19 protein-coding genes are annotated in these 13808 nt (G+C 58.9%); 5 read left to right on the plus strand and 14 right to left on the minus strand.

Annotation, left to right across the window (positions count from 1 at the left end; all coding sequences use genetic code 11):
* Nucleotides 1-46: 46 nt before the first annotated feature.
* Nucleotides 47-571, minus strand: a complete 525-nt coding sequence (locus ACWJKU_RS09760) for an RNA pyrophosphohydrolase (protein ID WP_454142116.1) — start codon at nucleotides 569-571, stop codon at nucleotides 47-49.
* A gap of 173 nt (nucleotides 572-744) precedes the next feature.
* Here ACWJKU_RS09760 and ACWJKU_RS09765 point away from each other — a divergent pair, with 173 nt between their 5' ends.
* A complete protein-coding gene (locus ACWJKU_RS09765) occupies nucleotides 745-1464 on the plus strand; it encodes a histidinol-phosphatase (RefSeq protein ID WP_454142117.1) in 720 nt (239 codons plus the stop codon).
* Here ACWJKU_RS09765 and ACWJKU_RS09770 read toward each other — a convergent pair.
* The gene (locus ACWJKU_RS09770; RefSeq protein ID WP_454142118.1) at nucleotides 1443-1673 is read right to left on the minus strand and encodes a sulfurtransferase TusA family protein; all 231 of its coding nucleotides are present in this window, start codon (nucleotides 1671-1673) and stop codon (nucleotides 1443-1445) included. The genes ACWJKU_RS09765 and ACWJKU_RS09770 overlap by 22 nt on opposite strands.
* Nucleotides 1674-1733: 60 nt before the next feature.
* On the opposite strand from ACWJKU_RS09770, the gene cysG reads away from it, so the two are divergent.
* Nucleotides 1734-3140 (plus strand): siroheme synthase CysG, encoded by a 1407-nt coding sequence (cysG, locus tag ACWJKU_RS09775; protein ID WP_454142119.1) that lies wholly within the window; start codon nucleotides 1734-1736, stop codon nucleotides 3138-3140.
* On the opposite strand, the gene ACWJKU_RS09780 is transcribed toward cysG, so the two are convergent.
* The 12 genes from ACWJKU_RS09780 to ACWJKU_RS09835 all read right to left on the minus strand — a co-directional run bounded on the left by ACWJKU_RS09780 (nucleotide 3137) and on the right by ACWJKU_RS09835 (nucleotide 10557).
* Complete coding sequence (locus tag ACWJKU_RS09780) at nucleotides 3137-3568, minus strand: bis(5'-nucleosyl)-tetraphosphatase (RefSeq protein ID WP_454142120.1); 432 nt, start codon at nucleotides 3566-3568, stop codon at nucleotides 3137-3139. The genes cysG and ACWJKU_RS09780 overlap by 4 nt on opposite strands.
* 75 nt (nucleotides 3569-3643) lie before the next feature.
* The gene (locus tag ACWJKU_RS09785; RefSeq protein ID WP_454142121.1) at nucleotides 3644-4477 is read right to left on the minus strand and encodes an SDR family oxidoreductase; all 834 of its coding nucleotides are present in this window, start codon (nucleotides 4475-4477) and stop codon (nucleotides 3644-3646) included.
* Nucleotides 4478-4512: 35 nt separating this feature from the next.
* Complete coding sequence (locus tag ACWJKU_RS09790) at nucleotides 4513-5349, minus strand: F0F1 ATP synthase subunit gamma (protein WP_454142122.1); 837 nt, start codon at nucleotides 5347-5349, stop codon at nucleotides 4513-4515.
* Nucleotides 5346-6827, minus strand: a complete 1482-nt coding sequence (locus ACWJKU_RS09795) for a F0F1 ATP synthase subunit alpha (protein ID WP_454142123.1) — start codon at nucleotides 6825-6827, stop codon at nucleotides 5346-5348. The genes ACWJKU_RS09790 and ACWJKU_RS09795 overlap by 4 nt, the downstream gene beginning before the upstream one ends.
* Entirely contained in the window at nucleotides 6817-7563 is a 747-nt protein-coding gene (locus tag ACWJKU_RS09800) for a F0F1 ATP synthase subunit delta (protein WP_454142124.1), read from the minus strand. Before ACWJKU_RS09800 ends, ACWJKU_RS09795 begins: the two co-directional genes overlap by 11 nt.
* 9 nt (nucleotides 7564-7572) lie before the next feature.
* The gene (locus ACWJKU_RS09805; protein WP_454142125.1) at nucleotides 7573-7839 is read right to left on the minus strand and encodes a F0F1 ATP synthase subunit C; all 267 of its coding nucleotides are present in this window, start codon (nucleotides 7837-7839) and stop codon (nucleotides 7573-7575) included.
* A 3-nt stretch (nucleotides 7840-7842) separates the two neighbouring features.
* Entirely contained in the window at nucleotides 7843-8523 is a 681-nt protein-coding gene (locus tag ACWJKU_RS09810; RefSeq protein WP_454142126.1) for a F0F1 ATP synthase subunit A, read from the minus strand.
* Nucleotides 8524-8525: 2 nt separating this feature from the next.
* Complete coding sequence (locus ACWJKU_RS09815) at nucleotides 8526-8798, minus strand: AtpZ/AtpI family protein (protein WP_454142127.1); 273 nt, start codon at nucleotides 8796-8798, stop codon at nucleotides 8526-8528.
* A gap of 1 nt (nucleotide 8799) precedes the next feature.
* Complete coding sequence (locus ACWJKU_RS09820) at nucleotides 8800-9198, minus strand: F0F1 ATP synthase subunit epsilon (RefSeq protein WP_454142128.1); 399 nt, start codon at nucleotides 9196-9198, stop codon at nucleotides 8800-8802.
* Nucleotides 9199-9343: 145 nt separating this feature from the next.
* On the minus strand, nucleotides 9344-9793 hold the full coding sequence (locus tag ACWJKU_RS09825) for a DUF1249 domain-containing protein (RefSeq protein WP_454142129.1): 450 nt from the start codon (nucleotides 9791-9793) through the stop codon (nucleotides 9344-9346).
* Nucleotides 9794-9812: 19 nt separating this feature from the next.
* The gene (locus ACWJKU_RS09830) at nucleotides 9813-10217 is read right to left on the minus strand and encodes a 6-pyruvoyl trahydropterin synthase family protein (protein ID WP_454142130.1); all 405 of its coding nucleotides are present in this window, start codon (nucleotides 10215-10217) and stop codon (nucleotides 9813-9815) included.
* A gap of 40 nt (nucleotides 10218-10257) precedes the next feature.
* The gene (locus ACWJKU_RS09835; RefSeq protein WP_454142131.1) at nucleotides 10258-10557 is read right to left on the minus strand and encodes a PilZ domain-containing protein; all 300 of its coding nucleotides are present in this window, start codon (nucleotides 10555-10557) and stop codon (nucleotides 10258-10260) included.
* Nucleotides 10558-10870: 313 nt separating this feature from the next.
* On the opposite strand from ACWJKU_RS09835, the gene ACWJKU_RS09840 reads away from it, so the two are divergent.
* From ACWJKU_RS09840 to ACWJKU_RS09850, 3 genes are all read left to right on the plus strand, one after another.
* Nucleotides 10871-11887 (plus strand): tryptophan--tRNA ligase, encoded by a 1017-nt coding sequence (locus ACWJKU_RS09840; RefSeq protein WP_454142132.1) that lies wholly within the window; start codon nucleotides 10871-10873, stop codon nucleotides 11885-11887.
* 67 nt (nucleotides 11888-11954) lie between these two features.
* Nucleotides 11955-12677, plus strand: a complete 723-nt coding sequence (locus ACWJKU_RS09845) for a DUF2459 domain-containing protein (protein WP_454142133.1) — start codon at nucleotides 11955-11957, stop codon at nucleotides 12675-12677.
* 68 nt (nucleotides 12678-12745) lie between these two features.
* Entirely contained in the window at nucleotides 12746-13765 is a 1020-nt protein-coding gene (locus ACWJKU_RS09850) for an NAD(P)/FAD-dependent oxidoreductase (protein WP_454142134.1), read from the plus strand.
* Nucleotides 13766-13808: the final 43 nt, after the last annotated feature.

Below are 13808 nucleotides of genomic sequence, written 5' to 3' on the forward strand. Positions count from 1 at the left end.
TGGCGCGCAGACTCTGAAAGCGGGAGATTCAATCTCGGTTTCGCGGCTAGTTTTTTCGATCAGCCGACAGAGAGTCAGCAGGACTGACTGAAGTTTTTCCGGAGGTTAGATAATTTCCCAGTTCCGTTAATGCCTGACGGTAGACTTGTCGTTTGAAATACACTACATCACTCACCGGGTGCCAATAATCAACCCAACACCATGCATCAAACTCCGGTCTACCGCTGCGATCCAAGCAAATCCTCGACTCATCGCCGGCCAAGCGCAGGATATACCAGAGCTGCTTTTGCCCGATACAAAGCGGAAACGAATGTTTACGGATATATCGCTCGGGAAGGTCGTAACGCAGCCAATCTCGGGTCCGCCCGATGAGTTGCACGTCTTGTTTCTTGAGCCCGACCTCCTCGTACAACTCTCTGTACATTGCAGCTTCCGGGGCTTCGTTTAATTTTATACCGCCTTGCGGAAACTGCCAGGAACGCATGCCGACCCGCCTTGCCCAGAACACGCGGCCATCGTCGTTACACAAGACGATACCTACGTTCAGGCGATAACCATCCGCGTCGATCATGGTTAGAGTTAAATCCTGCTACTGTCCTCGATGATATAATTCCAGCCCGTTGGGTCTAATCGAAGCCTGATCGCTGCGCCCGCCACTTGGTCCAGCGGTTTAGCGGCGCTCCGTTAATCCCTTTTTGGCTTTGCCTTTTGCTTGGTTACTCGATTCGAATTTAAAGGAAACGTGTGAGTCTGGCAATATTTGACCTTGATAACACCCTTTTGGGTGGCGATAGCGACTATCTGTGGGGACAATTTCTAGTTGAGAAAGGAATCGTCGACCGAAAGTACTATGAAGAGGCCAACGCCCGATTTTACGAGGATTACAAGAACGGCACGCTCGATATCGTAAAGTTTCTGGAATTTGCCTTGAGCCCTTTGGCCGACAATCGGCCCGAAGCGCTCCATGAATGGCGCGCCGCCTTTATCGAAGAGAAGATCCGGCCGCTATTGTTGCCGGCAGCCGCGGCGCTGATCGAAAAGCACCGACGTGCGGGCGACATCCCGATCATCATCACCGCCACCAATCGCTTCGTAACGGAACCGATCGCCCGACTTTACGGCATCGAACATCTCATCGCCACGACACCGGAATTTAACGGTGGCCGTTATACCGGGCGGTTCGTGGGCACTCCGTGTTTTCGTGAAGGCAAGGTGCAACGCTTGAAGGAATGGCTGGCGGAAAACGACCATAACTTGGCGGATAGCTGGTTTTACAGCGATTCCCATAACGATTTGCCTTTACTCTCGCTCGTGGGATTCCCCGTTGCCGTGGACCCGGATGAAACGCTCGCAACTCATGCCGCGCAAAGCTGCTGGCCGATCATCAGCCTCCGCGACGGGCGCTGCCCGGAACAGCATGCCGCGCTACTGAAAAGAACCCATCAAGCCTTGCGGATCAAGTAAAAGAAAACTCCGGTCTCCTCCTTGCGGTCCAGCATGTGATGTCCGGCCTGCTCCAAAAAAACCCCGAAATCGAGAACGGAGGCCGGATCGGTAGCCAGAACCCGCACCACCTGACCGGTTTCCATGGCCTGCAATGCCTTTTTTAGTCGTAAAAGCGGCAGAGGACACCTCAGCCCCGAGGTGTCTATTTCAAGATCGATCTGTACCATTCTGCGATGCTCGCTCGAAACCACGTAAAAGTGGGAGCCATTTTAACAAAACAGCACGATATGGATTATTTGCCCATCTTCATCAACCTTAAAAACGAACCTTGCCTGATCGTCGGCGGCGGACAAGTCGCCGCCCGCAAGGCCGGAACGCTGCTCCAAGCGGGCGGACGCGTCAGCGCGCTGGCCCCAAGATTTCACGACCGCCTGTTAAAACTGCGGGAATCCGATGGCGTCGTCCTCTTGACCAGGGCGTTTCAACACCAGGATGTCTGCGGTTTCAAGCTCGTCGTGGCGGCAACCGACGACGCCGAACTGAACGCCCGGGTCGCCGAGGCTGCAAAGGCGCACAATATCCTCGTGAATGTCGTCGATCGGCCGGCGCTCTGCACGTTTATCTTCCCCGCCATCGTCGACCGTTCCCCGGTCATCGCTGCCGTATCCTCCGGAGGCGCCGCCCCGGTACTGGCCCGAATGCTGCGCATGCGGCTCGAATCCTCGATACCGCCGGCCTACGGCCGTTTGGCCCGGATCGCGGCGGAATTCCGAACACGCGTCAAACAAGCCATAAAAGATCCACAAGCGCGCCGGATATTTTGGGAAAACGTCCTTTCAGGCACGGTTGCCGAACTGGTTTTCGCCGGCAGGAACGAGCAAGCGGCCGAACGCCTGGAACAAGCCATTGCGGCCGAATCCTCGGGCGAAAAAGATCTGCATCCGGGTATGGTTTACTTGGTCGGCGCCGGGCCGGGCGATCCGGATTTGCTGACCATCCGGGCGCTGCGACTGATACAGGAAGCCGACGTGGTGGTTTACGACCGCCTCGTTTCGCCCGAAATTCTGCAACTCGTCCGGCGCGATGCGGAACAGATCTATGCCGGCAAGCAGCGAAACCAGCACACGCTTCCTCAAGCCGAAATCAACCGACTGCTCGCCGATCTCGCCAAATCCGGCAAACGCGTCGTGCGGCTCAAAGGCGGCGATCCCTTCATTTTCGGCCGGGGCGGCGAAGAAATCGAAACCCTGATGAACGAAGGCGTGCCCTTCCAAGTCATTCCGGGAATCACCGCTGCCTCGGGTTGCGCCGCCTATGTCGGCATCCCGCTGACCCATCGCGACCACGCTCAGTCCTGCACCTTTCTGACCGGCCATATGAAAGACGGCCGGCTCATCGACATCGACTGGAGTCAGTTGTCCAGGCCCGGGCAGACTCTCGTGTTTTACATGGGACTCCAGGGATTGGCCGAGATTTGCTCGCGCCTGATTCAGCACGGATGCCCCGCCGATCTTCCCGCCGCTCTCGTCCAGCAAGGGACCACTCGGCATCAGTTGGTTTTAACCGGCACCTTGAAAACCTTGCCGCAAATCGTGAGTCGCTCCGAAATCAAGGCGCCGACGCTGCTCATCGTCGGAAACGTCGTCAGGCTACGAGAAAAACTCGACTGGTTCCGTCCGCACGGCGATGTTTAAGCATCGTGTCCTTCGCGCGTCACCAGCCAGTCGGCCCAGTTCAAAATCGGCCTGAGACGAGGGCCGAGCAGCTTGTCGGCTTCGGCGAAAGTCACCCATCTAAACTCATCGTGCTCCGGTCTGCCCAGCAGCGGGTTAATGGGCAAATGCACCTCGCCGCCGGGAGATTCGGCCAAATAATAACGTGCAATCTTGCCGGCGCCGTAGGGTGGCGTTTCCTGGTATCCCTTCCCCCAGCGGAATGCGAGTTCCGTCAGCGCCGTCTCCTCGAAAACTTCCCGCCGGGCCGCGGCCAATGGCTCTTCGCCCGGCTCCACCACGCCTTTCGGGAAATCCCAATATCGAAACGCCCGGAGCAACAAATAGCGCGGCTCCTCGGGAGCGCCGCGCACGATAACGACGCCGGCCGACAAAACATGGGTTTTCATGACGAGTAAGCCCTACCCTGCCACGCAGGTGAAAATTGTATTTCAATCAATGCCGGACGCGCTCCGGCGGCGGATTCAACCGGCTCGCCGCAACACCCAGTCGAGCGCTCGATCCGGCAAGATTCTTTTTAGAAATCCGAACAGATAAGTGGGAAAGGTCACGTAATAACGCGGCTTCGGTCTTTTCGACTCAAGCGCGTGGATGACGGCTTCGAGCACCGCTTCAGGCCCGAGCGTGAAGGGTACGGCGGGCCCTTCCTTGACCAACCGCGACGCCATGGCCCGATATTTTTCTCTGTGAACGCTCCGCTCGCCGTCGATGTTTTTTCTGTACATCGCCAGGGCATTGTCCCGAAACCGGCTCAGAATCGGCCCGGGCTCGATGAGCGAGACGAAAATCCCGGTGCCCGCCAATTCCAGGCGTAGCGTATCCGACAAGCCCTCCAAAGCGTATTTGCTCGCATTATAGGCGCCACGGTACGCCATCGCGGCGAAACCGAGCACGGAGCTGTTCTGGATGATGCGCCCGCAGCTCTGTTTCCGCATCGCCGGCAACACCGATGCGGTCAGCTCGTGCGTTCCGAACAGGTTGGTCTCGAATTGCTCGCGCAGCGTCTCGCGGCTCAAATCCTCTACCGCGCCCGGTTGACCGTAGGCGCCGTTATTGAACAACGCGAACAGGCGGCCGCCCGTGCTCTGCAAGACCCAGTCCACGGCCGATTCGATCGATCGGGAATCTGCAAGATCGAGCCGGAAAGCTTCGAAGCCTTCGGCGCGCAAAGTCTCCACGTCGTGCTCCTTGCGGGCAGTGGCAAATACGCGGTAGCCTCGCTGGTGCAGTCCCCGGGCGACGCAGAGCCCGATGCCGGAGGAACAGCCGGTGATCAAGATCGTTTTGCTGATGTTCATGATGATAAAAACGGCAACGGGCAAACTGGCATCATTCAGTTCTGACGGGTCAACAACGATTCGGCGCTCAGCAGGATAATCTCGATTTCCTCGACGATCTCTTCCTGGCGCAGGGCGTTGCTCTTGCGGCGAAGATCCTCGATTTTGGCGTCCATCCGGCGCAGCGCGTTCTCCATGTGTTCCAACCGCCGCCGGTTCTCGGCCATCAGCGAAGCGTAGAATAAGCCCGGAAGTTTCGCCAGCAGATAATGCTCGGTCAGTTCGGCGAAGAATGGCGCCGGATCGAGATTCAGCCGCGGCGGGTAAGCGAATGCAGGCTCTTGGGCCGGCGTTATCGGCAAAAGACCGTGCAACGCGACGCCTCCCTCCGGATTATGAGCCAGAACGCTCAGCCGTTTCCATCCCGACTCTCTTTGCAGGCGGTGCAGCGCCGTCATCAGTTCGTCCAGGACCGGCCGCACTTCTTCGGCCACATTGGGACCGTCCAGTTCCGCTTCGATATTCGGGTGGCTTTGCAGCTTTGTCGCGAGCCGGCGCCCAATGACCACCAAGCGCGGACGAATCGGCGGCAATGCGGCCAGAGCCGCAACGATCGTCTCGTTAAAATCGCCGCAAAAGCCGCGCTCGGATCCGATCAGAACGAGCACATGCGACTCGCCCTCCTCTCGCCTGCCGTCTCTCCGGAATTCCGGATGAAAAGCCAAAAAATCGGCGCTGGCGGCTTCGATACTCGCGATCAAACGCTGTTGATGCGCCATGAATCTATTGAATTTGTGCGTTTCGATCAGCGCCAGCGTCTTCATGGCGGTCATGATCTCCGCGATCTCGCCCAGGCGCCGCAGGCGCTGCTCGATTCCGGCCCGCCGACTCATGCCGTCCGATGGTTCCCTTCGGCCAGGCGAAGATCGAGCCATCGATTCCACTCTTCGCGGCTGGCCGTCAAATCAAGGGGAAAGCGCTGCAAGCCTTCCGCCAGGGCGGCCAGTTTACGGCGGATCGAAGCGGAATCCGGATCGTCGAACCGTCCCGTGTTATAAGCCATCATCCAAGCCAATTGGAATGCCGCGGGCAGCGGCGCCAGCCGTTCTTGCTTCAAAATCTCGCGCAGCACCCGGCCGCGCCGAATTTTCTCCTCCATCGACGACTCCAGCTTGGAGCCGAAACGGGTGAAAGCCTCGAGTTCCAAAAACTGCAAATAGTCGAGCTTCATGCGGGCGGCTTCTTCCTTGATGCACGGATGCTGCGCGCGTCCCCCGATACGGGACACCGATCGGGTGATGTCGATGGCCGGAAGAAATCCGCTGCCGAACAAGCGGCGATCCAGGTAGAACTGGCCGTCGGTGATCGAGATCAGATTGGTGGGAATGTAGGCGGCGATTTCCCCCTGCTCGGTCTCGACGATCGGCAAAGCCGTCATGCTGCCCCCGCCGTGAGACGGCGCAAGACAGGTCGAGCGCTCCAGCAGGCGCGAGTGGAGATAAAAGATATCGCCCGGATAAGCTTCCCGTCCGGGCGGACGGCGCAACAGCAAGGACAGCTCGCGATAGGCGCGCGCATGGGTGGAGAGATCGTCATACGCGACCAGCGTATCCCGGCCATGCCACATCCAATGCTCGGCCACGGCGCAGCCGGCGAACGGCGCCAGATATTTCAATCCCGGCGAATCGCTGGCCTCCGCCACGACGACCGTGGTGTACGCCATCGCACCGTAACGGCGCAACAGATCGATCGCGCTGATGGTATCCGACCGCTTCTGGCCGATTATGACGTAAACGCACAACACGTCCTGATCGCGCTGATTGAGCACGACGTCCAGCGCCAGCGAAGTCTTCCCGACACCGTTGTCGCCGACGATCAATTGCCGTTGTCCGCGTCCCAGGGGAATCATGGCATCGACGATTTTCGTGCCGGTATAGAGCGGCCGGTCGACGAAATCTCTCGCGATGATCGGCGGCGAGGGAACATCGAGTTCCCGGCGAAGATTCAATTCCGGCGCCGGCTGGCCGTCCAGCGGCTTTCCCAAGGGGTCGATCACCCGCCCGATCAGGCCGTCGCCGACGCTCAGAGCCAGTCTCTGCCCCGTGAGATAAACCGGAGATCCGGACGTCAGGCGGGCCGTCTGCTCCAGCAGGATCGCGCCCAGCCGTTCGCCGCCGAGATGAAACACCAGGCCGCGGCTGCCGTCCTCGAACGACAAAAGCTCGTCCATCGCGGCGGACGGCAAGCCGCGGATCCAGGCGATACCGTCGCCGACCGAAAGCACCCGCCCGTATTCTTCCAGGCGTAATCCGAATCGATAACGGTCGACTTCTCCGGTCAAACGTTCGAGCAAAGAGCTACTACCGGGCATGGCTTGAAAAAACATCTCGGAAAAACGCCAGTTCGTCGCGAAGATTGGCGGACAGGGTCCAGGAACCGACATGCATGCGGACGCCCGCCAGCAGTGACGGATCCTCTTTGAATATCGGCTTGATCCCGGTTCCGGCGGCTTGTCCTATGGCGGAGGCCAGAACCGCTTGTCGATCCGTGTCCAGCGGGTGAGCGCTCGACACCTCGAGCGAATCTTCCGCCATGGCCGAGCGCAGCTTTTCGAGCTCTGCGTCCGGCAAAGCGCCGAGATCGCTCAAGGCCACCGCGATCAACCTCGCCTCCAATTCGGGCGAAGCCAGCCGTTCCAGAAGCCTCACCACGAACCGGCTGCCCAGCTCGAGCGCCTGCTGCTCCGCCATGCGCCGCCATTCCTGCCGTTCGCGCTCTTCTTGCGCTTGCCCTTTCGCGCGCCGCTCCGCCTCCTCTTCGGCCAGTTTCGCCAAAAGACGTTCGCGTTCCGCGGCAATCTCTTTTTCCAATTCCGATCTCGCCAGGGCTTTTTCCTTCTCCCAATTCGCCATGTTGCGCTCGCAGGCTTCCCGGGCTGCCAGCGCCTCCTGCCTCGACTGGTCCGCCTGCCGCAACTGCGCCTCGATCTTCCGTTGACGCGCCTGGACCACATCCAGAACGGGGCGATATAAAAAATGCCGGAGTATCCACAGCAGAACGATGAAATTGAAAAATTCCAGCGCGAAAGTCGTCCAGTCGAAATTCATCGGACGGTCTTATTTCAATACATATTCGAGCAGCGGATTGCGGAACAGAATGATCAGCACCACGACCAGCACATAGATTGCCAGGGACTCGATCATGGCAAGCCCGATGAACAGCGTGCGGGTAATGGCCTTTTCCGCTTCCGGCTGGCGCGCCAAAGCGTCGAGCGCTTGGGAAATCGCCCTGCCCATTGCGATGCCCGGGGCCAAGACGCCCACGCCGATGGCCAGCGCCGCGGCAACCGTGGACGAGACGACAAACCAAGTCATATCGCTCATGCATCACTCCTTCTTTCGTAGCCGTTGGGTTTGAAGCGCGCCGGCAATGTAAATCAGGGCCAGCATTCCGAAGATATAAGCCTGCACGAGCGCTTCCACGATGTGCAGCAAGAGCAGCGGCACCGGCGCCAAAAAGCCGGCCACCAGCAATACCAGAAGCACCGCGAGTTCCAGGCTCATGATATTTCCGAACAGTCGCATCGCGAGCGCGATCGTTCGAGAAATCTCGCTCAAAAGATGAAACGGCAGCATCAGCGGAGTGGGTGCGAGATAATGACGTAAATATCCCCAGCCGCTGGTTTTCACCCCGTACCAGTGCACCGAAAAAAACACCAGAAGCGCGAGAGCGGCGGTTTCGGACAAATCCGCCGTAGGCGAACCGATCCCCGGAATCAAACCGCTCAGATTGGCCACCACGAGATAGATCCAAAGAGTGCCGATGAACGGCAGCAACTCTACGCCGTGGATGGGCGCCACCGCCCGAATGGCCTCTTCCATGGAACCGATCACGCCTTCCATCATCGCTTGCAGGCCCGACGGCCGATCGACGCTCAGCCTGCGGGTGGCGAGCCAGGAGAAAACGCCTAAGAAAATCGTCAACAACCATGTCGTGATGACGGTCGGCCCGACATGGATCGGACCGATATTAAACGACAATAAGGCGACAAGCTCCGTCTGTTTCATGGTCAATGCTCGCGCACGAACAGATAGACGTTGAAGATGCCGACGATCACCCCGATGATGATGAGACTGACCGTCCAATGGATGGAATAATTTTCGGACAAGTCATCCAGCCAATGCCCCAGATAAGCCCCCAAAACGATCGGCAGGACAAGGAGAAGCGCCAGGACACCGAGAAAGACCGTCTGGGACAACAGCGTCGGGCGGTCTCGCTCGGCCTGCGCCATGCGCTTCGCCTGTCGTTCTATCGATCGGCGCAGCTTTTCGCGCTCGTCCACGTCACCTGCCCCGCTCGATTTCGAGCAAACGCTTGATCATGGCTTCTTCCAGCCGGCGCAGATTCTGTTTGAGGCTCGTCAGCGTTTCCTCTTCTTTCAAGAGTTGCTCCGTCAGTGCTTCGCTGATGCGATTGTAATCCGAGTCCCGGATATAGCGCCTGGCATTGATGAACAATCGATTGTCGACGAAATAAATCAAGGCGCCCGGCAGCGCCAGATACTGCCAAGGCTCGTCCTCGCGCCGGTAGCGGGCAAGGCCTAAGACCAGGGCGGTCATGAAGCGTTCATGATGGGCGCGCACCCCGAAACTGCCGGAAGCGTCCTCGCCGACGAAACTTTCCACGCCCTCGATGCGCTCGAATTGATTGGCGCTCTGCAAGTTCAGGATAAAGGTGTTCACATTTTGCTTCGCCTCGCTACGAAGCCGGCGCATGATTTCGGACCGCGGGGTCCGGCGGAATTACGAACCGGCCGATCCGATCGTTCAGGGCGGGACGAGTCGGCCGATCGGTTTTTCCCGCCGTGGCCGCGGCGGGAAAACAGTGTTAGATCGCGACGAATTCTTCCTGCGAATAACGGGCGGCCCCGAATCGATAGTCGCTTTGGAGACAGTGATCCAGCCAGCGGGTGAGAAAATAGTTCAGCGACCATTTGTAATCCAGCACGCTTTTGGCGCTCGGTTCGTCCCTTAACGCATCCAGCACGAGCGGGCGGCAATGATCGCTGAGCGCCTCGGCGGTCTTCGCGTCCAGGCTAACGCGGATCTTCACGGCCGGCTCGACCCCGCGCACGAAGTCGTGGGTAAGCTCCAGCGTCAGCGTGTAGGGCGATCGTTCGATCAGCCTCAGATGCAGGGACGGCTTGCCGTTGACCCGGGCTACGGCCGTTTCGTCGATGCGGGCCAGATCGGGAATCAGGTTCGCCAGTTTCTCGTAGTTCGATTCGCAGACTTTTTGTAGCCAGAAAGATTTTTCTGCGGGCTGGAAAATACTCATTTCCGGTAAAAACAATCTCTCAAAATTCACTGTAAGTCGCGCAGGCGCTGGACGTCTCCCATAAGGTCACGCTCTTGACCTTGTAACCTCGGCTCGCGATGTGTCCGAAGATCAGCTTGGCCAGACACTCGGCCGTCGGATGCTCGTCGAGCGCCAGAAAACGCTCTCCGGCCGAAACGAGCGCCGGCAAGAGCGGATCGTCCTTGTGCAGCAGCAGATTGTGATCCAGCTCCCGGTCGATGTACTCCGACGCTGCGGCACTGATTTCCGCAAAATCGCACACCATGCCCTGTTCGTTCAGACTTTCCGCCATAACGGTAATCGCTGCCTTGACACTATGCCCGTGGAGATGACGGCACTTGCCCGCATGTTCCATTAGACGGTGTCCGTAGCAAAAATACACTTCTTTGGTAATCGTAAACATGGATTGCAACGAGGATAAACGAGGATACCGGCGAACGGGCTTATCTGCTCTTGATGCCTTTGATCTCGCCGGCGATGCGATGGCGTCCCGGCTCGGTTTCCATGCACCGGATCACTTCGATATACGCCGTCAGGGACGGAGTGATTTTATTGTGCGGAACGAGCCGGATTTCAACGGCCTTGCCGAGATCGACGGGAACTCCGGCCTCGAACAGAATGCCCGACCCGCTGATGTTCAAACAGGTCCCCTCATATACGACATCGGTATCGGCGAGCCGGAAAGTCATCTTGCAGTCGGCCTGCATGCGAATGAAATCCCGCTTTTCATCGTATTCCAGCATAGATTCGCGTCTCCTCGTTGAATATAGCGGTATTCTAACCGATAGATCGTGACCGAAGTTGTTTGCCGGCCGCTCTTCCGGGTTTGGCAATCCGCGCCCTTTTGTGCCATATTGCCGCGCCTGAATTGACACAACTCGACGCTACGGGGCTTGTGCATTTTGCGCCTTCCCTCCCGGGAGACGAGCGTAGCGCAAAGGGTATCGGGACAGGGGCTGGCCCACAGGCAAAAAGCTTCGCTTCCCTTCAAACCCGCTTGCCCAAGTCCCGAGCCGAACATTTTGGAACGACGCAGCCATCCGACGCCTTGAACCTATGAGCACGAAATCCATCGTCCTGACCGGAATCACCACGACCGGAACGCCTCATCTCGGCAATTACGTGGGCGCCATACGCCCCGCCATCGAAGCCAGCCGCAATCATGACGTTCTGCCTTTTTATTTTCTGGCGGACTACCACGCTCTCATCAAATGCCAGGATCCGGATCGCGTCCGCCAATCGACGCTGGAAATCGCCGCTACCTGGCTGGCTTTGGGGCTGGATACGGAAAACGCCGTGTTTTACCGCCAGTCGGACGTTCCCGAGATTGCGGAGTTGGCCTGGATACTCGGCTGCGTTACCGCCAAAGGCCTGATGAATCGCGCCCACGCCTACAAGGCCGCCGTACAGGCCAATGAAGAGAGCGGCGAAAGCGACCCCGACAAAGGCATCACGATGGGCTTGTTCAACTACCCCATTCTGATGGCGGCCGACATCTTGATGTTCAACGCCAACAAAGTTCCCGTGGGCAAGGATCAGATCCAGCACATCGAGATGGCGCGCGACATCGCCGGGCGCTTCAACCATATTTACGGCGAGCACTTCGTGCTTCCGGAAGCGGAAATCAGCGAAGATACCGCGGTCTTGTGCGGACTGGACGGACGCAAGATGAGCAAAAGCTACGACAACACCATCCCGTTGTTCGTGCCGGAAAAACAACTGCGCAAGCTGATCATGAAGATCAAGACCAATTCCCTGCTGCCCGGCGAACCCAAGGACCCCGACACCTGCACGCTGTTCGGCATCTACAGGGCTTTCGCGACCAAGGAAGAGACCGCCGCGATACGCCGCCGCTACGAGGAAGGCATCGCCTGGGGCGAAATGAAAAACATTCTGTTCGAGTATTTGGACGATCATCTGAAGGCCGCGAGGGAGCGTTACGAAGCGCTGCTGGAGGCGCCCGACAAGATCGAGGAAGCGTTGCAGGACGGCGCCCGCAAAGCCCGGAGCTACAGCGCGCCGCTGGTGCGGAAGGTCCGCCACAGCATCGGAATCCGCAGCTTGAACCCCTGACCTTTGCGCGAAAGGGCGGAGCGACTCGTATCGGCCCCGCTCCCCGCGACGAGCCGGCTGTCGAGACATGTCGCGCGATCCCGCATACGGAACCGGGAGAGATCTCAGGCCGACCGGCACTCCGGCCAGGCTGTTCCGGCTGCTGGTAGCGCTGACGCTCTTTGCCGGTTGCTGCGCGCCGAGCCGGTTGCGGGAGCCTTCTGCTACCGAACGGAGCGACGCCGGCCGAGCCATCTATTTGATCAATCTGGGCTGGCACACCGGCATTGCGATCAGGCGAGCCGACATCCCGGTCGATTCATGGCCGGAAAGCGAAGACTTTCCGAATGCGGAATATCTCGAAGTCGGCTGGGGAGACCGCGGCTTTTATATGGCCCCCGACTTCAGCCTCTGGCTTGCCCTCAAGGCTCTCCTGGTTCCGACCGATAGCGTCCTGCACGTGGTCGGCTTGCCCGTCCATCCGACCGCTTACTTTCCTTCCGCCGAAATCCTCGAAATTCCTCTATCGGAACGGCAACTCAAGCAGATCGTCAGGTATATCCACGACACCTACGCCCATGAGGGCGCAGCCAAAGCGTCCGCGATCGCTCCGGGTCTATATCCGGATAGCCGGTTTTACCCGGCCGTCGGCAAATTCCACATATTCAATACCTGCAACGTCTGGGTGGCAGACGCGCTGCGCAGCGCGGGCTTCCCCGTCGCCCCGCTCCTTTCGCTTACGTCGGACGAACTCTTGTGTCGCGCACGCAAGTTCGGCAAGATCGTCCGGCCGGAATCGGAAGGCCGCTGAATGTCGCGCAAGAACGAATCGGCCTGCTTTGTCATTTCACGCTCACCGACCACTCACGAGGAAATCCCATGCACGTCGTCGTCATCGGCTCAGGTATCGCCGGCATCACCTTCGCGGAGGAATTTCGAAAGCTGGCGCCCGAAAACCGCATTTCGGTAGTCACTCAAGAAGGCCACGGCTATTATTCGCGGCCCATGCTGTCCCACGGTTTTTCACGGGACGACGTCGAGACCAAGATCATTCTGAAGCCGTTCGACGCCTTGCGGAATGCCGGAATCGAAATCCACGGCGAAACCGACGTGCTGACGCTGAACCGCGACGAGAAAACCGTTCTCTGCCGGAATGGCTCCGGGGAATTCACCCTGAGTTACGACAAGCTCGTGCTGGCGCCGGGCTCGGACGCGCTGATCCCTCCGCCTTTCCGGCCGAACCGCGATTTATTCTTCGTGGTCAACAGCCTGGACGACTTGCTCGAACTCCGCCGGCACCGGGAAAGAATCGGCAAGGCTTCAGGCACGCCCACCTGGGCGGTGATCGGCGGCGGGCTGATCGGCTGCGAAGTCGCCTCGGACCTGGCCAAGGCGGGCGATCGGGTCGTCTTGTTTCACGCCCTGGCAAGACTCATGGAACGCCAATTGGTGGAAGAGGATTCGGCAACCCTGCTCCGAGTGCTGCAAAGCCTTGGAATAGAGGTCCGTCTGAACGCCGCCGTTCAGGGATTCGAAAAAAACGGCGATCTTTATGCCGTGAAATTGCAGGACGACCTCGTGAGCGGTTTTCACGGCCTTATCGTCGCCTGCGGCTTCAAGCCGCGCACCGAGTTAGCGCGACATATCGGTTTGAATGTCGACCGGGGCATACGGGTCGACCAGTTCCTGCGCACCAACGACCCGGATATCCATGCCATCGGCGATGCCGCAGAATTCGTGGACGGCCGGCTGTACGCCTACATCATGCCGATTCGCCACCAGGCGCTCTGGCTTGCCCGCTTTCTCGCCGGGCAGACGAAAGAACCGTGGCTGCCGCCCGATTTCAAGCCACGCGCCAAAGTACACGGTTTCAACGCGGCCCACCCTTATATCTTTTGACGCGGTTCCGGTACCCGGCCGAACGGGCTTCTTGCCGGGTCTG

The sequence above is a fragment of the Methylocaldum sp. MU1018 genome (assembly GCF_053646775.1).